This window comes from Ruegeria sp. CE9 (assembly GCF_056537425.1).
On the sequence record NZ_JBQFRO010000004.1, the window covers coordinates 134,136 to 155,244 of the forward strand.

The 21,109-nt window shown below is 55.8% G+C and carries 21 protein-coding genes; 5 read left to right on the top strand and 16 right to left on the bottom strand.

Annotated features, from left to right (window positions below; genetic code table 11):
* Nucleotide 1: 1 nt before the first annotated feature.
* From ribD to ACR0B3_RS10025, 6 genes are all read right to left on the bottom strand, one after another.
* Nucleotides 2–1,102, bottom strand: a complete 1,101-nt coding sequence (ribD, locus tag ACR0B3_RS10000; protein ID WP_480808928.1) for a bifunctional diaminohydroxyphosphoribosylaminopyrimidine deaminase/5-amino-6-(5-phosphoribosylamino)uracil reductase RibD — start codon at nt 1,100–1,102, stop codon at nt 2–4.
* Nucleotides 1,099–1,569 (bottom strand): transcriptional regulator NrdR, encoded by a 471-nt coding sequence (gene nrdR / locus ACR0B3_RS10005; RefSeq protein WP_170686258.1) that lies wholly within the window; start codon nt 1,567–1,569, stop codon nt 1,099–1,101. Before nrdR ends, ribD begins: the two co-directional genes overlap by 4 nt.
* Nucleotides 1,570–1,688: 119 nt before the next feature.
* On the bottom strand, nt 1,689–2,099 hold the full coding sequence (locus ACR0B3_RS10010) for a secondary thiamine-phosphate synthase enzyme YjbQ (protein ID WP_480808929.1): 411 nt from the start codon (nt 2,097–2,099) through the stop codon (nt 1,689–1,691).
* A 5-nt stretch (nt 2,100–2,104) separates the two neighbouring features.
* Nucleotides 2,105–2,500 (bottom strand): hypothetical protein, encoded by a 396-nt coding sequence (locus ACR0B3_RS10015; protein WP_480808930.1) that lies wholly within the window; start codon nt 2,498–2,500, stop codon nt 2,105–2,107.
* A gap of 78 nt (nt 2,501–2,578) precedes the next feature.
* Complete coding sequence (locus ACR0B3_RS10020) at nt 2,579–3,133, bottom strand: DUF4166 domain-containing protein (protein ID WP_480808931.1); 555 nt, start codon at nt 3,131–3,133, stop codon at nt 2,579–2,581.
* A complete protein-coding gene (locus tag ACR0B3_RS10025) occupies nt 3,123–3,548 on the bottom strand; it encodes a thiol-disulfide oxidoreductase DCC family protein (RefSeq protein WP_480808932.1) in 426 nt (141 codons plus the stop codon). The genes ACR0B3_RS10020 and ACR0B3_RS10025 overlap by 11 nt, the downstream gene beginning before the upstream one ends.
* 336 nt (nt 3,549–3,884) lie before the next feature.
* Between ACR0B3_RS10025 and ACR0B3_RS10030 the strand changes: the two genes are divergently transcribed.
* Nucleotides 3,885–4,904, top strand: a complete 1,020-nt coding sequence (locus ACR0B3_RS10030) for a helix-turn-helix domain-containing protein (protein ID WP_480808933.1) — start codon at nt 3,885–3,887, stop codon at nt 4,902–4,904.
* 175 nt (nt 4,905–5,079) lie between these two features.
* Here the strand turns inward: ACR0B3_RS10030 and rpoD are convergent, their stop codons facing one another.
* The 9 genes from rpoD to ACR0B3_RS10075 form a co-directional block, all read right to left on the bottom strand.
* Nucleotides 5,080–7,068: an RNA polymerase sigma factor RpoD gene (rpoD, locus tag ACR0B3_RS10035; protein ID WP_170686263.1), complete on the bottom strand. Its 1,989-nt coding sequence runs from the start codon at nt 7,066–7,068 to the stop codon at nt 5,080–5,082.
* A gap of 112 nt (nt 7,069–7,180) precedes the next feature.
* Nucleotides 7,181–9,130, bottom strand: a complete 1,950-nt coding sequence (dnaG, locus tag ACR0B3_RS10040; RefSeq protein WP_480808934.1) for a DNA primase — start codon at nt 9,128–9,130, stop codon at nt 7,181–7,183.
* An 80-nt stretch (nt 9,131–9,210) separates the two neighbouring features.
* Nucleotides 9,211–9,507 carry a hypothetical protein gene (locus ACR0B3_RS10045; protein ID WP_170597918.1) on the bottom strand — a complete coding sequence of 99 codons (297 nt, stop codon included), beginning with the start codon at nt 9,505–9,507 and terminating at the stop codon, nt 9,211–9,213.
* A gap of 35 nt (nt 9,508–9,542) precedes the next feature.
* Nucleotides 9,543–10,088: a sarcosine oxidase subunit gamma gene (locus tag ACR0B3_RS10050; protein WP_480808935.1), complete on the bottom strand. Its 546-nt coding sequence runs from the start codon at nt 10,086–10,088 to the stop codon at nt 9,543–9,545.
* Nucleotides 10,081–13,014, bottom strand: coding sequence for a sarcosine oxidase subunit alpha family protein (locus tag ACR0B3_RS10055; protein WP_480808936.1), 2,934 nt, complete (start codon nt 13,012–13,014; stop codon nt 10,081–10,083). The genes ACR0B3_RS10050 and ACR0B3_RS10055 overlap by 8 nt, the downstream gene beginning before the upstream one ends.
* Nucleotides 13,011–13,274, bottom strand: coding sequence for a sarcosine oxidase subunit delta (locus tag ACR0B3_RS10060; RefSeq protein WP_480808937.1), 264 nt, complete (start codon nt 13,272–13,274; stop codon nt 13,011–13,013). Before ACR0B3_RS10060 ends, ACR0B3_RS10055 begins: the two co-directional genes overlap by 4 nt.
* 55 nt (nt 13,275–13,329) lie before the next feature.
* Nucleotides 13,330–14,583: a sarcosine oxidase subunit beta family protein gene (locus ACR0B3_RS10065; protein WP_480808938.1), complete on the bottom strand. Its 1,254-nt coding sequence runs from the start codon at nt 14,581–14,583 to the stop codon at nt 13,330–13,332.
* 195 nt (nt 14,584–14,778) lie between these two features.
* A complete protein-coding gene (locus ACR0B3_RS10070) occupies nt 14,779–16,209 on the bottom strand; it encodes a Glu/Leu/Phe/Val family dehydrogenase (RefSeq protein WP_170723969.1) in 1,431 nt (476 codons plus the stop codon).
* Complete coding sequence (locus tag ACR0B3_RS10075) at nt 16,196–16,504, bottom strand: hypothetical protein (protein ID WP_480808939.1); 309 nt, start codon at nt 16,502–16,504, stop codon at nt 16,196–16,198. The genes ACR0B3_RS10070 and ACR0B3_RS10075 overlap by 14 nt, the downstream gene beginning before the upstream one ends.
* A 444-nt stretch (nt 16,505–16,948) precedes the next feature.
* Between ACR0B3_RS10075 and ACR0B3_RS10080 the strand changes: the two genes are divergently transcribed.
* The 3 genes from ACR0B3_RS10080 to ACR0B3_RS10090 are packed head-to-tail and all read left to right on the top strand — an operon-like array spanning nt 16,949 to nt 19,555.
* The gene (locus ACR0B3_RS10080) at nt 16,949–18,361 is read left to right on the top strand and encodes a hypothetical protein (RefSeq protein ID WP_480809128.1); all 1,413 of its coding nucleotides are present in this window, start codon (nt 16,949–16,951) and stop codon (nt 18,359–18,361) included.
* On the top strand, nt 18,358–18,978 hold the full coding sequence (locus ACR0B3_RS10085; RefSeq protein WP_480808940.1) for a TadE/TadG family type IV pilus assembly protein: 621 nt from the start codon (nt 18,358–18,360) through the stop codon (nt 18,976–18,978). Before ACR0B3_RS10080 ends, ACR0B3_RS10085 begins: the two co-directional genes overlap by 4 nt.
* Complete coding sequence (locus tag ACR0B3_RS10090; RefSeq protein WP_480808941.1) at nt 18,965–19,555, top strand: TadE/TadG family type IV pilus assembly protein; 591 nt, start codon at nt 18,965–18,967, stop codon at nt 19,553–19,555. The genes ACR0B3_RS10085 and ACR0B3_RS10090 overlap by 14 nt, the downstream gene beginning before the upstream one ends.
* A 6-nt stretch (nt 19,556–19,561) precedes the next feature.
* Here the strand turns inward: ACR0B3_RS10090 and ACR0B3_RS10095 are convergent, their stop codons facing one another.
* Nucleotides 19,562–20,032: a hypothetical protein gene (locus ACR0B3_RS10095; protein ID WP_480808942.1), complete on the bottom strand. Its 471-nt coding sequence runs from the start codon at nt 20,030–20,032 to the stop codon at nt 19,562–19,564.
* 159 nt (nt 20,033–20,191) lie between these two features.
* Between ACR0B3_RS10095 and ACR0B3_RS10100 the strand changes: the two genes are divergently transcribed.
* Complete coding sequence (locus ACR0B3_RS10100) at nt 20,192–21,103, top strand: pirin family protein (protein ID WP_480808943.1); 912 nt, start codon at nt 20,192–20,194, stop codon at nt 21,101–21,103.
* The last annotated feature ends 6 nt before the right edge of the window (nt 21,104–21,109 follow it).

Below are 21,109 nucleotides of genomic sequence, written 5' to 3' on the forward strand. Positions count from 1 at the left end.
CTTAGTGCGTCACACGTCCCCAGCGATGCAGGACGTCACCACAGACGACCTGTGTTTCGATCAGATCGAACCTCGGTGCTGCCTCCAAAGTCTCAAGACCAAGCGCTCCGAGTGCGGGGAGGCCCTCGGCGCCGATCGTCAAACCGGCGGTGAATCCAACCAGCTCATCCACCAGATCACGCTCCAGCAAGGACGCCGCCAACGCTGATCCGCCCTCACAAAAGATGCGCGTCAGCCCGACCTGCCCAAGTTGCTGCAACAGATCCGAGGCATCAATGTGATGATCATCCAAAGCGCAGGGGATCAATCTTGCGCCCAGCCCTTCCCAAGCGCGCGCACGTTCAGGGTCTGGATGAGGGCCATGGCAGAGCCAGACCGGGACCTTGGACGCTGTGCGAGCGAGATGTCCCATCAAAGGCAAGTCCAAATGACGAGACACGACCACACGCACCGGCTGATATTCGATGCCAAGATCGCGAACGGTCAGCGACGGGTCATCGGCGCGCGCCGTTCCAGCGCCGACCATGACCGCATCATGTCGAGAGCGCATGGCATGCACCACGCGGCGCGCCTTGGGGCCGGTGATCCATTGGCTATGACCGGTTTCCGTAGCGATGCGTCCATCAAAGCTGCTGGCTAGTTTCAACGTCACAAACGGGCGGCCTTGTTCGGTTTTCAGAAAAAACCCGGCGTGGTCACGCGCGGCCTGTTCTGCCAGCACCCCGGTCGCGACCTCGATCCCGGCCTCGCGCAACATGGCAAACCCTTGGCCTGCGACGCGTGGGTCACTGTCTTCAATTGCTGAGACAACCCGCGCAACACCTGCCTTGATCAAAGCCTCGACGCAGGGCGGCGTTTTTCCGTAGTGAGAACAAGGCTCAAGCGAGACATAGGCCGTAGCCCCCCTTGCTGCCTCACCCGCCTGGGCAAGCGCCTCGGGTTCAGCATGTGGGCGTCCTCCGGGCTGTGTCCACCCACGCCCGACGATGCGCCCATCGCGCACGATGACACACCCGACAGACGGGTTCGGCCAGCACGTGCCTTGTCCGCGCCGCCCCAATGACAGAGCCAGCGCCATAAATCGCTTATCTGTTTCGCTCACTCGTCCGTCGAAGGTTGCGGCGGGCGCAACTCGTGGACAAACTCCTCGAAATCGTCGGCCGCCTGGAAATTCTTGTACACACTCGCAAAGCGAACATAGGCGACAGTATCGATCCGGGCCAGCGCTTCCATGACGATTTCACCGATTTTGTTGGATGGGATATCGGTGTCCCCCATGCTTTCCAGACGGCGTACGATACCCGAGATCATCTGATCGATCCGATCAGGTTCAATGGGTCGTTTCTGCATCGAAATGCGTATCGAACGCTCAAGCTTGTCGCGGTCGAAATCTTCGCGTTTGCCGTTGGTCTTGATCACGACCAGATCGCGCAGTTGCACACGCTCATACGTAGTAAAGCGTCCACCACAAGCCGGGCAAAACCGGCGCCTCCGGATCGCGACGTGATCCTCTGCCGGGCGTGAATCCTTGACCTGAGTGTCGATATTTCCGCAAAACGGGCAGCGCATCCGCCGTCTCCTCGTCCCTAGCTGGCCTCTTTTTGTAAGCGCTGCGGCTTACTTATCCACAACTATAGGGCAGCCGCTAGGGTTTGGGTAGTCGGAATTTTTCACCGCAATATAAAGCGTCACATAAAATGCGCAGCGACCTTTCGCGCGTGCGGCGCGCTGCGATGTTCAAACAGGTATATTCCCTGCCATGTGCCCAGCTTGGGAACCCCGCCCGAAACCGGTATCGATAAGGACACAGGCATAACGGCGGCCTTGATATGGGCGGGCATGTCGTCCGGCCCTTCATAAGTATGGCGCAGGTAAGACATTGAGGGATGATCCGACGGCGGGACAAGCCGCTCAAAGAAGGCATGCAGATCAGTCTGGACCTCAGGATCTGCATTCTCTTGAATGAGCAAAGAACAAGAGGTGTGTCTGACAAAGAGGGTTAATAAACCGTCTGAAACCGGGCTTAGCCAACTGCGCACAGGGGCGGTGAACTCATAAAGCCCCGCACCCTGTGTCTGGATCGTGAATTCCGTTTGCATCAGGATCAGTTGATAAAGGGGCGGACGCCGCAGCGCCCATTCGCGCCTTGAACCGACATGCTGTCGCCTGGCTTGAACCCAGAAGAAAAACTGCTCTGCTGTTGAACATTGGCGGGCTGCGTCAAAGTGAACTGGACGGCTGTTCTGCGCCCTGTCGTCACGCTGGGCCCATAGCCTCGCAGGACATAGATTTGTTGCTGCCATCCAGCGCCCAGCTTACGTCGCGCAAAATCAGCCGCCGCACACCAGTACCCGTCGATATCCTGACGTGTCCTCGGAATGACTTCAAAGTTGTCACCACTCATGAGTTCAGTTCGATAACCGTTCGGCGCCGCTTCAACCACGACCGGGGAACTTGCCATGAGCATCGCTGCAAATGTAAATAGTACTGTCTGTTTCATCGCAATCATCTTTCTGTTTCTACCTGAAATATAGACTAGCGCGCCGATATCGTCAGCAAAGCGAACTTAACGATCATGTCAGTTCGACCCTCTTTGTTCGTGATCATATGTCAACCAGCCTTCGTATCGGATCAGCTGTCCCAATCCGGGCGCGTGCGCCGAGATGTCGAACCGAAATCGCGATTGCGCATCCTCGCTTTCTGTCGATGCAGAGCGAGGAAGCAGAAACCCCGGGCATGGTAGGCCAAACAGGCTGAGGCGTCGGATCTCGACGCCCAATCCCATATCGGTTTGAACTGGCTGCAACCAAATTGTCAGTCCACCAATCTGCTCTCGCACGCATTCTAGGCGCGAGTCATAACTGATCCGTGAACGGGTTCGATGCCCTGCAAAATCACGATCCCACTGCCAGTTCGAGCCGCTCTTTTTGATGCGAAGGTTGACCGGCAAATCCCTTCCTTCGGGTGGAAATCGCCCGATGCGCAACATCAAGGCAACCAGCCACCCTCGATCTCGTGTGACGCTGCATCGACCGGAATATCGCCCTTCGCGGCTGTGCAACTGCTGGATCGATGCGGGTAGGCCATTGTACTCGCCAAGCGCCTGAAGGAATGGATCAGCGTCAGAAGCCATCAGGCGCGAACCTAGTTCTGAGACGAGTATCCGGAACCAGACATTTATCCTGCCGTCCGAACAGAGCATATCGATTTCGGGCAATCATGCAGTAGATCGGGTTCTTCACAAACTTAGGCAAGAAACGACATATCGAGAGCACGCGCCATGGCCCGGGCAAAGCCCTCATTGCTGCGGCAAACGCGTCGAGCTTTTGGTGAACCTCGCCATCAACGATCACCAGATTGGTTTCGAACTCATCCGTTGGCAGGCTCAGGCGGGAATATAATTGTTGCCCCAGCGGGGATTGGGCGGTCGCAAAACAAAACCTCTCGTCCCGATCATGTTTCAGAATGAAGTGAAAGAACCCCGAGCACAGCACACATTCACCATCAAAGACGATTAAATCAGTATCTATGGGCAGGTTTAGGGGCACAAGAATTCGAATTTTAGCAAGCTGTTACACGGATGCTGTCATGCGAGATACCTCGCGACAATGCGACATGACAGACCAACCATAAGGATAGAGTGTGCCGGGGAACCCGTTGAAACGGTTTGGTGGACCGTTCGCCCAGGCTCTGACCTTATCCCCAAAAGGCGCTAACCCGACAACACCGGCTATTTAGGTATCCGACCACACGACTAACATGGCCATTTCAGCCAAATCCTTGTGATAATCAGACAGGCCTCGCGCGCGGCCTTCAAGACTGGCGCATTGAAACGAATTGCCGCTAAGGTAACAGGATTACAGGAATGAGTTTTGGACTAAGTTATGGATGTCGATATTTCGCGTATTCAACTGTTGGCACGAACGCTTGAGAAATACGCTGACGTGCAGGTGGTGAACCAGGCACTAAATGACAGCGCCTTGACCCGCGCCGATATCGATCCCCCAGCCGAACAGTATAGCGCCCACAAAGAGGCACTCTTTGTTCGCAATGCCTGTGATGCGCTTGGTGATATCACCTTTGGTGCCCGCGCGGGGCTAGAGTTCAGCTCATCCTCCAGCATCACTGCCTATATCAGCAAATACTCGCGCGATCTTAGACAGGTCATGGAAAACACCACGCGTTTCCACGGTATCATAGACCCGGCTCTTGTTTTCAATCTGCGTGTGTCGGGTAACGCCGCCTCGCTTGAGGCGGATTGGAAAGATCCAAGCTTTTCCCGCTATCATCGGCGGACCGAGTTCCTGTTATTCGGCGCCATCGCGCGAATGCGCGCACTGACGCAGCTGGATCTAAACCCAATCGAAATGCGGTTTCAGCACAGCGTTGGACAGCACGCCGCAACCTATCAAAAGATCGGAGGGTTTCCGGTGACCTTCGGTGCTGAGCGTCTGGAGATCATCCTGTCGCTTCCTTCGCTCGATGTCCCGATCCCAACTTATGATCCCAGCCTGCGCGCACATCTTGTGGAATATGGCGAACGTTTGCTGGCTGAGAGGCAACTTCCCAAACAAAAGACACGGGCACAAATCGAAGGGTTGATCACGCGTTCCATGCCCGGAGCCATTATTCACGCAGATGATGCAGCGGCACAGCTTGGTCTAAGTCCTCGGACTTTGGCGCGCCGCTTGTCCGATGAAGGCACCTCGTATCGAGAAATCGTCGAGGAACTGCGCTGCGATCTGGCGCAAACATTTATCAAGAACGGCATGCACTTATCCGAGGTTTCTTACGCGCTGGGCTATTCCGATCAGCCTGCGTTCTCAACCGCCTTCAAACGATGGACCGGTCAGGCCCCCAGTTCATTTCGCAAGCGCGTATCGCACCCGCTCTCTCGCGAATGAGGGTGGCCGGGGGTCAACAGCTCCATCACCTCGCCCCGGCCTGTCCATGAGTGGACACCAGCGATATAGGCAAAGCCTCGGTTCTACTCTTGTGAGTTCTCGCCAATTTGAATCGAAGTTCAGACAATGTGATCGACGCTCAGAAAAAAAGCGCCTCGGATGAGGCGCCTTTGATTTACTGATCCAGGAAAGACCGCAGTTTTCGCGACCGGCTGGGATGTTTGAGTTTCCTCAGCGCTTTTGCTTCGATCTGACGAATACGTTCGCGTGTCACGCTGAACTGCTGGCCCACTTCTTCCAGAGTGTGGTCGGTGTTCATGCCGATGCCAAAGCGCATCCGCAAAACCCGTTCCTCACGCGGCGTGAGTGAGGCGAGAACCCGTGTAGTCGTTTCCTTGAGGTTCTCCTGAATGGCACTGTCCAGCGGCAGCACGGCATTCTTGTCCTCGATGAAATCGCCCAACTGGCTGTCTTCCTCGTCACCAATTGGCGTTTCGAGGCTGATCGGCTCTTTAGCGATTTTCATCACCTTGCGAACCTTCTCAAGCGGCATCTGCAGCTTTTCGGCCAGTTCTTCCGGCGTCGGCTCACGGCCGATTTCGTGCAGCATCTGACGACCGGTCCGAACCAGTTTGTTGATCGTCTCGATCATGTGCACCGGAATACGGATCGTCCGCGCCTGATCCGCGATGGACCGCGTGATCGCCTGACGAATCCACCAGGTCGCATAGGTCGAGAACTTATAGCCGCGGCGGTATTCAAATTTGTCCACCGCCTTCATCAGGCCAATGTTACCTTCCTGAATAAGATCAAGGAATTGCAGACCGCGGTTCGTGTACTTTTTGGCGATCGAGATCACCAGACGCAGGTTGGCCTCGACCATTTCTTTCTTGGCCTGCCGCGCCTCTTTCTCACCCTTCTGAACCTGCTGCACGATGCGGCGGAATTCAGGGATATCGAGGCCTACATACTGACCGACCTGAGCCATGTCGTTGCGCAGCTCCTCAACCTTTTCGGTCGAGCGTTCGATGAACATCTGCCAGCCCCGGCCCGGCTTCTCGGCCATCTCTGCCAGCCAGTTCGGATCAAGCTCGCGCCCACGATAGGCGTCAATGAACTCACGGCGGTTGATCCGAGCCTGGTCAGCCAGCTTCACCATCGCACTGTCCAAAGACATGACGCGGCGGTTGATGCCATAGAGCTGGTCAATCAGTGCTTCGATCCGGTTGTTGTGCAGGTGAAGGCCGTTCACCAGTTCCACAATCTCGGCCCGCAGCTTTTGATAGGTTTCTTCATCTTGCGCACTAAAGGTGCCGTCTTCGTTCAACGTGGCCGAAATCCGGCTATCCTGCATCTCGCTTAGCTGAGCGAAGTCGGTCGAGATGCGTTCCAGCGTGGTCAGCACCTGATCCTTCAGCGCCGCTTCCATCGCGGCCAGAGACATATTGGCCTGATCGTCATCGTCGTCGTCATCATCGCTGGCAATCGGGTTGCCATCAGCGTCAAGCTCTGGCCCTTCATCCTTGGCTGGTTTAGCTGCCTGAACCGCTGACGTATCAACCACCGGTTCTTCGACTTCGCCATCTTCACCCATCTGATTGCCGAAGGTGGTTTCCAGATCGATAACATCGCGCAGCAAAATGTCTTCGGACAGGAGCTCGTCGTGCCAGATGGTGATCGCCTGAAAGGTCAGCGGGCTTTCACACAGCCCCGCGATCATCGTGTTGCGCCCGGCCTCTATCCGCTTGGCGATGGCGATCTCGCCCTCACGGCTCAGCAGTTCAACCGATCCCATCTCGCGCAGATACATGCGCACTGGGTCATCCGTGCGGTCCAGCTTTTCGGTAGCAGCCCCAGCCAGCGCAACCTCGCGCGGGCCTTCGGTCGTGACCAGTTCAGTCGAGCCTTTGTTCTCTTCCTCTTCGGCCTCTTCATCTTCGATGATGTTGATGCCCATCTCGGACAGCATCGACATTACGTCTTCGATCTGTTCCGAGCTGACCTGATCAGGCGGCAGAACCTGATTGAGCTGGTCGTAGGTGATGTAACCTTTCTCGCGAGCCTCGGCGATCATCTTCTTGACCTGGGCCTGGCTCATGTCCAGCGAGATTTCCTGTTCCTGCTCGTCGGATTTGCGGTCTTCGTTCGTATCCTTGGCGGCCATTCAATGCTCCTGCAGGGATGGGTGATTCGTTAGAACCGAATCATTAGCGCGTAGAAGTGATTCGGCCACCCGTTTACCCGTTTTTCTTTTCCAGTGCCTTACGAAAACACCACTAACGGCGTTTCCGCTCGAAATTGATACCCGACATGATGGCCTCAAACGCGTCTTTCTCGTCGCGGTTGATTCGCGCACCATTGTCGGCGATGTCGAAAACGGCCCTGTCTTCGTTCTGGCTGCGGCTTGTGCGGTTGCGCTCTTCGGCGGCCTGCGCCAGCCGATATGTCAGCGCCTCATCGGCCAGATCAGACAATTCCTCCGCCGCTTCGGCAATCTCAGCATCCAACCCCCGGAGCGCTTTGATCTTTGCGAGTTCCTCGGCCAGCGTCATCTCGGCCTTTTCAACGTCGCCCGGTTTGTACACACAGGGGATCACAGCGACATGGCGAAGGGCCAGAAGGTTTTCAAGGGGTTCTGGGCCCAAAGTTTGCATGATGTGGTCTTGCAGATTCTCAGGATCGTCGATTGCATGGCGCAGGATTGCGTGACGCAACGCGGCGTGATCGGGATCGAGACAATCCATTTCCTCAAGCTGGTGTTCGAATTGCACCACAACCTGCGGATTTAGAATGGCAATTGCCAGAATGGCCGCTTCGCGCAACTGAATGTCAGCATTCTCGGCCGAGGCCAGAAAAGACGCCCGCGCGCCAGGCGTGGCAGGCTGAGCCGGCGGCTGCCACTTGCCGCGCAGCTGCCATGGGCGATTCGGCGATTGTCGCTGCGGACGAAACAATTGCCACCGTAGGTCCTTAATTTCCTGTCCGTAATGCGACCGGATTGAGGGATCGCGGATCAGCTTGATCTTCTCACGCAGAGATTTATCCAACGCCGCCTTTCGTTCGGGGCTGTCAAAAACCTTACCCTCTGTCTCACGCTGCCACAGCAGTTTGACCATCGGGATCGCACCTTCAAGCACAGCTTGAACTGCCCCCGGCCCGTCAGCGCGCAGCAGATCGTCGGGATCTTTGCCTTCAGGCATTAGCGCAAAGCGCAGAGATTTCCCGGCCTCTAGCAACGGCAAGGCCAAATCGACCGCCCTCATCGCCGCGCGCAATCCTGCAGTATCGCCGTCCAGCGCAATGATTGGCTCATCAGAAATGCGCCACAGCAATTGCAACTGATGCTCGGTGATCGCGGTTCCCAAGGGCGCGACCGCAGCGCCAAAGCCAGCCTCAGCCAGCGCGATCACGTCCATATACCCTTCGGCCACGATCAACGGTTGCCCCTTCCCCGCTGCCTGGCGCGCCGGCCCGTGGTTATAGAGGCTTCGCCCTTTGTCGAACAACTCGGTCTCGGGCGAGTTCAGGTATTTGGCGTTGTCATTGGGATCCATCGCCCGACCGCCGAACGCAATACAGCGCCCGCGCGGGTCTCGAATCGGATACATGATCCGGTTGCGGAATGTGTCATAAGGTTTCTTACCCTTGTTCGATGGCTTGGCCAGCCCGGCCCCGAGGATCAGATCTTCGGCCACGTTCTTGCCGGTCAGATGATCCCACAGCGCCTGCCAACCGTCCGGCGCGAACCCGATCTCCCACCGATCCAACGCCTGCGCGTCCAGTCCACGGCGACCCAGATAGTCGCGTGCCGCCCCCCCTGCGCCGGTCTTGAGTTGCAGGCGGAAGAATTGCACCGCCTGCTCCATCACATCTGCCAGTTGCGAGCGGCGATCCTGTTTTTCCTGCGCTTTCGGGTCCCGCGCGGGCATTGGCATCCCGGCCTCGCGCGCCAAAATCTCAACCGCTTCGATGAACGAGACATTCTCGGTCTCTTTCACAAAGCTGATTGCGTCGCCTTTAGCGTGGCAGCCAAAGCAGTAATAGAATCCCTTTTGGTCATCGACGTGGAACGATGCGGTTTTTTCATGGTGAAACGGGCACGGTGCCCACATGTCTCCTTTGCCTTGATTGGATTTACGCTGATCCCACATGACCTTACGCCCAACAACCTGAGACAGGCTGAGGCGCGTGCGCAATTCATCCAGAAATCCGGGGGGCAAAGACATGGGTCAAACCTGCCAGAAATGAAAACGCGCGCCAAGGGGATGGCACGCGGTTGTCCACAAAGAAATTCTCAAGCTGTGGATTATTGCTGCAAACACAGCTCCAACCATGCGGCGCCGAGGTCTTTCTTACGCACATCGCGCATCTTTTGTTCATAGACCCAAGGTGTGATCAGCGGAACCGCCGCGTTGTAGTTTTCCGGCCAAGTCGGGCCGCTATCTGCCACTGCCTGCGCTACATCGCGCTCTTTCACCCGATCAAGGCGCGCCTGCTGAATCGCGGCAACAACATCGGCCTGATACTTGCAGCTCTGCTCTTTGGTTTCCTGAGCAAACGCTGGGGTGGCAAGCAAGGCCGTGACAATGGCGATACGCAACATGAAGGTCTCCGAGGATTCGTTTCGTTCCAAGAAGTTTAGCCGCGGGCGGCGATGCCTTCCATCGCCCTTTTCAAATCGTGAACTAATGTCTCAGCCATGGATCGGAAGATCATGATCTGAAACGCATTTTCACCGACACGCGTGATCGAAGCGGTCATGTGGAACAACAGCGTCCGGGCGGTATGGCCACGCTTGAACTGCGCCCCGCGCAAATCAATGGGCACGACACGAGCCAGCACGTCCTCAACATCAGCGCCCTCTAATCGGACAACCGTCCACGCATCCGATTGATCCACGATGGCCGCATGCTCCAACAACCCAGCATCAGGCCCCGGCCCCATCAGCATCGCATGCGCCGGTCCAAACCATATTGCCCGAGACCCCGCCTTTCCGGTCGCCCGGTTGGCCGACGGATAAGCCATCCCATGCGCTGCTTTCAAAGCCTCAGACACAGTCTTTTGCTTGTTTTTCAAAGGCGATATCGAATGGATCGCCCCTGCGTCCTCTTCGCTGAGAGTCACAGAACCAACGGTCAGAGGCAACAGCCCGTCGCAAGGCGATTTAGCGATCAGTTTATCCACGAACGCGCCCTCCTTCAGGGTCAAAGAAGACCGGGTTTACGACTTCACACAGGGTTGTCACACCACGCAGTTGATCGACCATCTTTACGATTTCTCCGTACCTTTCTGGCCCATCAGCCAGGAATCCCAGCCCCAGCATGGTTTCCATCGTTGGTGAATAACAGACCGAGGTCAGATAGCCCTGATCATTTGTCCGAACGGGCTCGGCCTCTTCGTTGTAAAGATGCGCACCGGCCAGCAGTTCCCTGCTTTCACCGATTGGTTTCAACCCGACCAATCGCTCACGACCCGGCTCTTCCAGCCCGGGACGTTCGGACATGGTCTTGCCGATGCAGTCTTTCTTCTGAGACACCATCCGGCCCATGCCGATATCATAGGCTGTTGTGCGCCCATGAATCTCGGAATGCGTAATAAAGCCCTTTTCGATCCGTAGAACGTTCAACGCTTCCATCCCATAAAGACCTCCGCCCAGCGCTTCGGCACGCTCGGTCAGAATGTCGAACAGGCTTGCGCCATAGCGGGCAGGCGCGGCGATCTCATAGGCATGTTCACCCGAGAACGAGATGCGGAATAAACGCCCCTGAACCCCCAGCACTGAGATCGGGCCACAGGCCATAAAGGGCCAGCTTTCATCATCCAGAGGTGTATCGAGCAGACCGTTCAACAGCTCGCGCGATTTTGGACCCGCCACGGCAAACTGCGCCCACTGCTCGGTAACCGACGTGAACGAGACATCCCAATCCGGGCGCAGGCCTTGATGTACGAATTCCAGATGTTTCATGACGTCGCCTGCACCAGCGGTCGTCGTAGTCATCACATAGTGCGTCTCACCCAGCCGCGCGGTCGTACCGTCATCCATGACGAACCCATCCTCGCGCAACATCAGGCCATAACGTGCACGGCCGACTTTGAGGGTCGAGAACATGTTGGTATAGACGAAATCCAGTAAGGCCCCCGCATCAGGTCCCTGAATGTCGATCTTTCCAAGGGTCGAGACATCGCAGACGCCAACAGACTGGCGGACCATATTGACCTCACGGTCGCACGACTGCCGCCATGTCGTCTCGCCCTCTTTGGGGAAATAGCTGGGCCGATACCACAGACCCGCTTCGATCATCGGAGCCTTCCGCGCCACTGTCGCTTTATGCGATGTGGCAAATCGCTGGGGTTTGAACCCCTTGCCTTCGGCCCCGGCACCCAATGCGGCCATGGCAATCGGAGAATATGGCGGCCGGAATGTGGTGGTTCCCGTTTCGGGTATACCGCGACCCGTCGCATCGGCCAGAATGGCCAGCGCTGCCACGTTCGAGTTTTTGCCTTGATCCGTCGCCATGCCCTGAGTGGTGTAACGCTTCATATGCTCGACTGAACGGAAGTTCTCGGTCGCGGCCTGCTTGACGTCTTTCACCGTGACATCGTTCTGGAAATCCAACCACGCGCGCCCTTTGCCGGGAACAGACCACAGCTGAGTTAATTCGTATGGCGTATCTTCTGCTTGCGGCAGCGCGGTTTTGGCAACCTTCAAACCAAGGTCAGCAGCAACGGCTTCTCCCGCCTCAACCCCTTCGCGCAGGCAGGCCGCAGTCGAGAATGAGCCGTTACACGCCCCTGCCGTCACCATGCCCGGCACCGCCCCCGGTGAGGGCACAAAAGCTTCGATCTCTCGCTTCCAAGTTGGGCGACCGTTCATGTGACACGTTAGATGCACCGAAGGATTCCATCCGCCAGTCATCGCCAAACAGTCGGTATGAATACGCTCCTCACCGCTGGCGCGACGCACCGTAATCGCCTCCAGCCCCTTGCGCCCCGAGCTTCCGCAGACCTGCGCACCACGCAGCACCTCATAGTCATCTGACAATGGGGCATCGTGTCGGCTGTCGATCACGGCGGCCACGTGGACGCCTGCCTCCAGCAAATCCCGCGCAGTGCGGTGGATGTCATTGGTGTTGCCAAAGATCGTCACGTTCTGCCCCGGGCTGACACCCCAGCGATTCAGATAGGCCCGCACGGCGCCAGCCGTCATGATCCCCGGTCGGTCATTGTCGCGGAACGCCACTGGGCGCTCTAGCGCCCCCGCTGCCAGAACCGAGCGTTTGGCCACGATCCGCCAATATGTCTCCAGCGGCGCCCCATTTGGTCGCCGATCCGTATGATGCAGCACCCGTTCCAACGCCGCATAAGTGCCTTGGTCATAGGCCCCGGCCACGGTCGTGCGGGTCATCAGGCGCACGTTGTCCATGCTGCCGAGTTCCGCCAGAACCTCATCCGCCCAGACGTGACCCGGTTTACCGTCAATCTCATAAGTCTCAGCCAGCAACCGGCCGCCCATGCGCGCATTCTCATCGGCCAGAATGACATCCGCCCCGGCACGCGCGGCTGTCAAAGCCGCCATCAGTCCGGCAGGCCCCGCACCAATGACCAACACATCGCAGAAGGCATAGGCGCTTTCATATTTGTCGGTGTTATCTTCACCCGACAACGCGCCCAGGCCCGCCGCGCGACGGATTACAGGCTCATAAAGCTTTTCCCAAAAGCTCTTAGGCCACATGAATGTCTTATAGTAGAACCCTGCACCCAGAAACGGAGCGGCCAGATCATTCACGGCCATCACATCAAACCCGAGGCTGGGCCAACGGTTTTGGCTGCGCGCCTCAAGCCCGGAATAAATTTCCTGCATCGTGGCCCGCACGTTCGGTTCCTGCGCACCTCCCTGCCCCACTGTCACCAAGGCGTTAGGCTCTTCACTTCCCGCCGTCAGAACGCCGCGCGGGCGGTGATACTTGAACGACCGCCCCATCAGTCGCACGCCATTGGCCAACAAGGCCGACGCCAGAGTGTCGCCCTGAAACCCTTCATAGCTGGCACCGTCAAATACAAATGGCACCGTTTTTGTACGATCAACCAGCCCCTTGCCTGCGATCCTCATGCGTTCACCTCTGAGGCCAATTGCGTGCCGATTATCTCATGCGTAACCGTGTTGCGCGTGACCACGATCCAGGCACCGCAGCCGCCCTCATGATACCAAAGCTCGCGGGTCACTCCGGCCGGATTGTCGCGCAGATAGACAAAATCATCCCACGCAGCTTCGCCCGCGTCCGGGGCGGGGCGTTCCAGATCAACGGCTGCCCCGCGATAATAGAACTCGCGGCGATCCCGTTCACCACAACATGGACAGGTAATCCTCATACCCGCACCCCCAACTTCATCTTTTCAGAAATAATCGAATCCGACATCGCCGATCTCAATGCAGATTGTGTTGAGAGCCCTTGCCCTCTTCATCGATGATCCCACGACCAGTGCGGAAGCGATCAAGTTGGAATCCAGTCGCATTCTCATGATACCGATCCGTTGCGATCAGATGCGCAAACACATTGCCCGAGCCCGGAACCGCCTTGAACCCACCGTAGTTCCAGCCACAATTCAGATAGAGACCCTCGATATCCGTCCTGTCGATGATCGGCGAGCCATCGGGTGACATATCCATAATACCACCCCAGGACCGCAGGACCCGCGCCTTACCGATCATTGGCATCAGGGCCATCCCGGCCTCCATCACGCTCTCCACGGTCGGCAGGTTACCCCGCGCTGCGTAGGAAGCGTAGAAATCCAGATCACCACCGAAGACCAGCCCGCCTTTGTCCGACTGGCTGATATAGAAATGCCCCATGCCAAAGGTCACGACATGATCAATGCATGGCTTCAGCCCCTCGGTCACAAAGGCCTGCAGAACATGACTTTCGATTGGCAAGCGCATTCCGGCCATCGCTGCCACTTGCCCTGACCGGCCCGCCGCAACCATCGCCACCTTCTTTGCCCGGATCGACCCGCGCGTGGTCTGAACCCCGCGCACCGCCCCGTTTTCGATATCTATCCCGGTCACTTCGCAGTTCTGGATCAGGTCTACACCGCGTTGATCTGCACCACGTGCATACCCCCACGCAACCGCATCATGCCGCGCCGTGCCGCCGCGCGGATGATAAAGCCCGCCATAGAGAGGAAAGCGCAAATCATCGTAATTCAGATAGGGCAACATCTCGCGCAGTTGATCCCTGCTCAGCAGAACGGCATCATCCCCCTGGCTGATCATCATGTTTCCACGCCGCGCAGCCGCATCGCGCTGCCCGTCCGAATGAAACAGGTTAATGATCCCCCGCTGAGAATGCATGACGTTGTAGTTCAGGTCCTGCTCAAGACTTTCCCAAAGCCTCAGCGAGTGTGAATAGAACTCGGAATTGCCCTGCAGAAAGTAATTTGCGCGCACAATCGTTGTGTTGCGCCCGACGTTCCCTCCGCCGATATATCCCTTCTCCAGGACTGCCACATTGGTAAGGCCGTGTTCTTTGGCGAGATAATAGGCCGTGCTCAACCCATGTCCTCCACCGCCGATGATGACGATGTCATATTCGGATTTCGGCTCGGGTTCACGCCAGTGAGGTGACCAGCCTTTGTTGCCGGTCAAGCCCTCTTTCAGGACACGAAGGCCGGAGAAACGCATACAGAACTCCCTACGAGTATGTTGGTATCAAACCAATTTCGCCAAGAAGTAACAATGTCGGTGTCCGGCGCCACCTCTATTTTCGACTGAAACTTGTCAGTTGGCGACTAATCCACCTAAGCGGGCGACATCCTCGAAACACAAAACGACCGACCCAAAGGCCGGTCGCATCTTTGTAATTGGTTTGTAGGGGGCTTAAAGCCCTTTGGCGCGATAGCTTTTGGAAACGCGGTCGATGGCAACGATATAGGCCGCTGTCCTCAGGTCATCGACGTCAGCACGATTATGCCAGACTTCACTCATGGCCTGATAAGCAATGCGCATCGTGTCATCGAGACCCGAACGTACCAGCTCCAACTCACCCGCGCCCTTCAGATATTTGGTTTTGAAGTCGGGTGACATCGTCCAGGCGTCCCCTAGATATCGATCTAACCGCTCCAGTTCGCTGACAATCAACTCGTGCCGCGCTTCTTCCTGGCGGCGCTGCATCCGGCCAAAACGAATGTGGCTCAGGTTCTTGACCCACTCAAAATACGAAACGGTCACACCGCCCGCATTGGCATACATGTCCGGAATGATGACGGTACCTTTTTTGCGCAAAACCTCATCCGCACCAGCAGTCACCGGGCCGTTCGCGGCCTCGATAATCAGCGGCGCCTTGATCCGTTCGGCATTGGACAGATTGATCACGCCTTCCAATGCAGCAGGGATCAGGATGTCACATTCTTCTTCAAGCACTGCGCCACCTTCAGCCGAATGCGTCGCATCGGGATAGTCTTTGACCCCGCCATGCTTAACGATCCATTGCCGCACGGCTTCGACGTCAATGCCGTCGGGATTGTACAGCGCACCATCCCACTCGATGATCCCAATGACACGAGAGCCGTCTTCTTCGCTCAGGAATTTGGCGGCGTGATAGCCCACGTTGCCAAGCCCCTGCACAATAACGCGCTTGCCGTCCAGCGTACCTGACATGCCTGCCTTGGCAATGTCTTCCGGGTTTCGGAAGAATTCGCGCAATGCATACTGGATGCCCCGCCCGGTTGCTTCGACTCTGCCCGCGATGCCGCCGGCATTCAAAGGTTTACCGGTCACACAGGCGCGCGCGTTGATGTCGGTCGTATTCATCCGCGCATATTGGTCAGCCATCCACGCCATTTCACGCTCGCCTGTCCCCATATCGGGCGCTGGGACGTTCTGAGACGGGTTGATCAGATCACGTTTCGCCAACTCATAAGCAAAACGCCGGGTGATCTGCTCCATCTCATGCTCTTCATATTGGCGGGGATCAATGCAGAGCCCCCCTTTCGAGCCACCGAAGGGCGCTTCGACCAATGCACACTTGTAGGTCATCAGGGCAGCGAGGGCTTCGACCTCATCCTGGTTCACTGCCAAGGCATAACGAATGCCGCCCTTTACGGGCTCCATATGTTCTGAGTGAACCGAACGATATCCCGTGAAGGTGTGGATATCTCCCCTCAAGCGTACCCCGAACCGAACGGTGTAGGTTGCATTACAAACCCGTATCTTTTCCTCAAGCCCGGGCGGCAAGTCCATCAGAGACGCCGCTCTGTTGAACATGAGATCAACACTTTCACGAAAGCTGGGTTCTTTAATGCCGGTCATAAAATCCTCCGTGCCGGTAGACGGGATACGTCATGACTTTTTGTCGCACTGCTTGTGAAATACCGCAATCAGTAACTGCACGTATTTTGATCAGTTTGAGAACTTCACGCCAACGATACACAAGTGAGTCGGCCGTTAACGATTTCCGTGGAATTGTTCCGCGTGCAGAAACAAAGCCCCCTGAAAAACCCGGAATAAAGCCAAAACTCGTTAAAAACGAGCGGTATAGCCCCCCCTGCGCCCAAATCTCGCCATGTTCCGTGATTAACTTATTAAAGTTGCGAAGAGCTGGCATCAGTATGTCTGATCGACAGAGGAACCCATTATGCGCAAGATTGATTTGATGGCCCAATTCAACCGTATCTGCCACGAGAACAGATGCTCTCGGCACTTGCGGCGCTTTGTTGCTGCGACAGATGGCACGATGACAATCCTCGCGCTCTTTCTCGTCATGATGGTTTTCACCGTCGCCGGTTTTGCCGTGGATGTCATGCGTTATGACCGCGAAAGGGTAAGGCTGCAATACGCTTTGGACCGCGCGGTCCTGGCCGCTGCAGACCTGGATCAAGAGCTTTGCCCACGTGAAGTCGTGAATGACTATATCCGCAAAGAAGGCTTCGATCCGGCGATTATCAAGAAAATTACGGTCGAACCCGAGACTTGCCGGACAAATGCCGATGGCTCTGTTGATCAAATTGCCGAGCTTGAGGGTAAGCGGAAAGTCGAAGCCAGTGCCGACATGAGCATTGAAACCCACTTTATGAAGTGGAGTGGTGTCAACCATATTGATACCCAAGCGATTAGCGTCGCCGAGGAATCAATTGGTAACGTAGAGATTTCGCTTGTGCTGGACGTCTCCGGTTCGATGCGCGGAACAAAACTGACCAACCTCAAGAGTGCCGCAGAAGATTTCGTTGATGAAATGATCCTCAAGTCAGAAGACGGCAGGTTGTCGATCTCGATCGTGCCCTACTCGGAGCAGGTTTCGGTACCCGATTACTTGATGAATGCTATGAACACAATCGGGGCGAACGAGGTTGCCAACTGTATCGACTTCCAAGCTTCGGATTTTACAACAACCGATTTCAACTACTATGATATCGTCGATGATGGTGGAAACATTGTCAGAAAAGGAGACTACGTTCCCCAGACGCTGCACTTCGTGGACTATGGCTCAAGCGACTACAGGTTTAGTGACAGTCTGGTGGGCAGTACAACCTGCCGCTTGGAAAAGAGTACTGACAAGCGTGAAATGACCGTTATCCAAAATGATCCAGATATTCTGAAGCAACGGATCCAAAACCTGGTGGCAAGCGGTTGGACTTCGATTGACGTCGGTCTGAAGTGGGGCCTGACCTTGCTTGATGACAGCGTCCAACCGTTGATCGCCCAAATCGCTGACAGTTCTGAAATTCCAGATCGGTTCGATATCCGGCCTGCTCCGAACAACACTACAGATACGCTCAAGGTTCTGGTGCTGATGACCGATGGTGAAAACACCTATCAGCACAAGGTGAATGCGCCGTATAACGACGGTCCCTCAGACATCTATTGGAACGAAGATGCCCAGACATATTCGATCTATGATGATGAATACGACCGTTGGGCTTGGCCTAATGTGGCAACAACAGTACGGGATAGTTCGTACAGACGCTGGACGCGGGATAAATACCAAGATCATGCCCATGGTAATGGGACCTATCTTCGCTACCGCTGTACAGACTATTATAATGGAACATGTTATGAGATGGACAGATCTCAAACACGCGAAGATTCCGAAGGGCTTTCGACGGATTCCCATCCGGTTGAGCTTGATTGGCCAGATGTCTGGGCGCATACCGAAAAAAACGCAATCCGGAATATGCTGCGTCACGCCTACGGATGGGACCGCGGCAATGCATTTTCGGCAGCCTCGACAACAGAAATCGGTCCTTCGACAAAGAACCCCAATGTAGTTGACCTTTGTAAAGAAGCTGAAGAAGAAAAAGTCATCATCTTCTCGATCGCTTTCGAGGCCCCTTATGGTGTCAAACAAATGCTGAAAGACTGCGCGATCAAACCCGCGCGGTACTATGAAGCGACCGGCACACAAATCGAACGGGTCTTTGACTCGATCAGCACCTCCATCCAAAATCTGAGGCTGACCCAATGACCAGTACACTGCGGATTCGGCTGCGCAGATTCCGAAAAAATGAAGACGGGAACTCGTCGATCGAGTTTATCTTCTGGTTTCCATTCTTTCTCTATGTCGCCTACTCCGGGATGGATTTGGGGCTGCAGTCCTTCCATCACGCCGATCTTGAGCGATCACTTGATATGACCATTCGAGAGGTTCGGCTTAATCGTCTTCCCGAAGGTGAGGACGAATGGGATCACGCCCTGCTTAAAAAAATGATCTGCGATGAGGCGTTAATAACCAATTGCTCGAAACATCTTGCGCTTGAGATGAAATCCATCGACCCACGCGTCGGCAATCAGCTGGATCCAACCCCGTATTGTGTCGACACCCCGGAGGCGATCCGAAAAGCGAAAGACGTTGTGTTCGAACAGGGAACATCAAATGAATTGATGATTATTCGGGCTTGCCTTGAGGTTACACCTGTATGGGGAATTTCGATGCTGGCTGATATTGCAAAGCAGGACAATGACGGCCAGTGGGAATTGCACGCAATAACAGTATTTGTTCATGAACCGTTTGGAGGGTCATCTGGCTCTCCAGATGGCGGTTCGTCCGAAACATCAGTGGATGTTGCCGATGCCTCGCAATAACAATTACGTAGATCTGTCCTACAGCCGAAAGTTCTTAAGCCGGTTCTTACGGCGGGAAGATGGCTCGCTCTCGGTAGAAGCAATGCTGATACTGCCGTTGCTGTTCTGGTCTATGTTCGCATCATACACCTACTATGACAGCTATCGCCAAAGCGCGCGTAATGTCAAAGGTGCCTATGCAGTCGCCGACATTATTTCGCGGGAAGACGGCGATATAAACGCAGCATATATTGATACACTGTATGATCTGTTAGAGGCGATGGTCTACACTCGTTCTCCGGTTTCAATGCGCACTTCGTATATCGAATACGATGCTGACGCCAAAACCCACAATGTGGTTTGGTCCTGTACCCGAGGCACAAAGTACATTCAGATGGACAATACCGAGGTTGTTAAACTGAAACATCGAATTCCGGTCATGCCTGATAATGGCTCAATGATCATCGTGGAAACCAACAATACCTACAAAGCCCCGTTCCAGATCGCATTCAAGTTCGCTGACTTTGAGATGGACAACTTTGTGTTTACCCACCCGCGCGTATTTGACCAGATCGTCAATACGCCTTGCACCCTGTAGGATGAGCTAACCCCTCTCAGCCAGCATCGCTGACAGCATTTCTGACATGAACTTAGTCTCGGCGGCGGCTGTCATTCCGCCGATGCCAACCCTGCGGCCCACGCGCCACCACAGCCCTGGCGCCCAGCGATTTGAACTCGGTGCCTGCGTTTTCAGCAAAAATCCGTTTGAAGGCTTAAAGGCGAACACGCCGCGATCGACGGCTTCCACATCCTCGACATTGCAGATTACTTGCCCCGAGCCCGTTCGCAATTGGGATGGGGTGAGTTCAATCCTATCTTGGGTTGCATACCACATGCGATGTGCCAGCCAGAATGCGGCAGCTCCGATGACAAGCAAGAATACTTGCCAGCCGAACTGAGGTGGTGATGCAAGAGCCACGTAAATCACCAGCGTTCCGACAGTGGCCAGCATCCCTACCCCGGTCCAGCGTCGTGCCGCTGAGGCTGCGACCGTGGCCAGCACTTCTTCTTGCATGTCATTCTCCTGATTGCATGCCTGCTCTAGCCGCTTTGATACGCAAAGGACAGTGCCGCGTCACCCGTCTGAGCATCTTTGCACAGCATCGGTGTTCCTGCGCAAATTGATTGCTTCAGCCCACAGCATATTTTGCGGTCAAAGGATCAGGAGGCTGCAATGTCACTCAGACCAACTCTGGAATTCCGCAAAGCGGTTCCCACGATGGAAGGTGCCGGCGTCAAGCTGCATCGGGCCTTCGGGTTTCAGGACCCATCGGAGCTGGACCCGTTCCTGCTGTTTGATGATTTCCGAAATGACAATCCTCAGGACTATATAGCTGGTTTTCCATGGCATCCGCATCGGGGCATCGAGACGATCACCTATGTCTTGTCCGGCTCGGTCGATCACAGCGACTCGTTGGGAAACAGTGGCACGCTGGGGGCTGGCGACGTTCAGTGGATGACAGCCGGGTCGGGCATCTTGCATCAGGAAATGCCCAAAGGTGCTACAAATGGTCAGATGCATGGGTTTCAGCTGTGGGGCAATTTGCCGTCGGATCAGAAGATGACGGCTCCGCGTTATCAGGACGTTCAAAGCACCGATATTCCAGAGGTCACCGATGATGACGGCACCAAGGTGCGCGTGATCGTTGGATCATTTTGGGGGAGAACCGGCCCGGTCGACGGGATCGCTGCTGATCCGCAATATCTGGATATCAGTATACCGGCTGGCGTGAAAAAGACTTTTCGTATCGATACGTATCGCCGGGCCTTCGCGTATATCTTCGAAGGCAACGCTGCCTTTGTGGATGCGTCCAAACCAACCGGTGTTCTTCTGGAAAAAGAAGTTGCCGGACAAGAGGTCAACATCCGTGACATGTCGGGTGACAGGACACTGGTTCGGTTCGGAACCGGGGATGAGATCACCGTTCAGGCCGGGCCCGAGGGTGTGCGATTTCTTTTGATATCAGGCGCTCCGATTGACGAACCAGTCGCGTGGCACGGCCCAATCGTCATGAACACGCAAGAGGAGTTGCAACAGGCCTTTCGCGAGTTGCGAAATGGAACCTTTATCCGTCCGGCCCACTAAGGGCCG

What these genes read in the sequence shown, in the direction of transcription:
- ACR0B3_RS10060 (WP_480808937.1), bottom strand. Translation starts at nt 13,274, where the DNA reads ATGAGGATTACCTGTCCATGTTGTGGTGAACGGGATCGCCGCGAGTTC.
- ACR0B3_RS10015 (WP_480808930.1), bottom strand. Translation starts at nt 2,500, where the DNA reads ATGAAACAGACAGTACTATTTACATTTGCAGCGATGCTCATGGCAAGT.
- ACR0B3_RS10065 (WP_480808938.1), bottom strand. Translation starts at nt 14,583, where the DNA reads ATGCGTTTCTCCGGCCTTCGTGTCCTGAAAGAGGGCTTGACCGGCAAC.
- ACR0B3_RS10045 (WP_170597918.1), bottom strand. Translation starts at nt 9,507, where the DNA reads ATGTTGCGTATCGCCATTGTCACGGCCTTGCTTGCCACCCCAGCGTTT.
- ACR0B3_RS10075 (WP_480808939.1), bottom strand. Translation starts at nt 16,504, where the DNA reads ATGCCAGCTCTTCGCAACTTTAATAAGTTAATCACGGAACATGGCGAG.
- ACR0B3_RS10090 (WP_480808941.1), top strand. Translation starts at nt 18,965, where the DNA reads ATGCCTCGCAATAACAATTACGTAGATCTGTCCTACAGCCGAAAGTTC.
- ACR0B3_RS10010 (WP_480808929.1), bottom strand. Translation starts at nt 2,099, where the DNA reads ATGCAAACGGAATTCACGATCCAGACACAGGGTGCGGGGCTTTATGAG.
- ACR0B3_RS10095 (WP_480808942.1), bottom strand. Translation starts at nt 20,032, where the DNA reads ATGCAAGAAGAAGTGCTGGCCACGGTCGCAGCCTCAGCGGCACGACGC.
- ACR0B3_RS10070 (WP_170723969.1), bottom strand. Translation starts at nt 16,209, where the DNA reads ATGACCGGCATTAAAGAACCCAGCTTTCGTGAAAGTGTTGATCTCATG.
- ACR0B3_RS10080 (WP_480809128.1), top strand. Translation starts at nt 16,949, where the DNA reads ATGAGCATTGAAACCCACTTTATGAAGTGGAGTGGTGTCAACCATATT.
- rpoD (WP_170686263.1), bottom strand. Translation starts at nt 7,068, where the DNA reads ATGGCCGCCAAGGATACGAACGAAGACCGCAAATCCGACGAGCAGGAA.
- dnaG (WP_480808934.1), bottom strand. Translation starts at nt 9,130, where the DNA reads ATGTCTTTGCCCCCCGGATTTCTGGATGAATTGCGCACGCGCCTCAGC.
- ACR0B3_RS10030 (WP_480808933.1), top strand. Translation starts at nt 3,885, where the DNA reads ATGGATGTCGATATTTCGCGTATTCAACTGTTGGCACGAACGCTTGAG.
- ACR0B3_RS10085 (WP_480808940.1), top strand. Translation starts at nt 18,358, where the DNA reads ATGACCAGTACACTGCGGATTCGGCTGCGCAGATTCCGAAAAAATGAA.
- ACR0B3_RS10100 (WP_480808943.1), top strand. Translation starts at nt 20,192, where the DNA reads ATGTCACTCAGACCAACTCTGGAATTCCGCAAAGCGGTTCCCACGATG.
- ACR0B3_RS10055 (WP_480808936.1), bottom strand. Translation starts at nt 13,014, where the DNA reads ATGAGGATCGCAGGCAAGGGGCTGGTTGATCGTACAAAAACGGTGCCA.
- nrdR (WP_170686258.1), bottom strand. Translation starts at nt 1,569, where the DNA reads ATGCGCTGCCCGTTTTGCGGAAATATCGACACTCAGGTCAAGGATTCA.
- ACR0B3_RS10020 (WP_480808931.1), bottom strand. Translation starts at nt 3,133, where the DNA reads ATGGCTTCTGACGCTGATCCATTCCTTCAGGCGCTTGGCGAGTACAAT.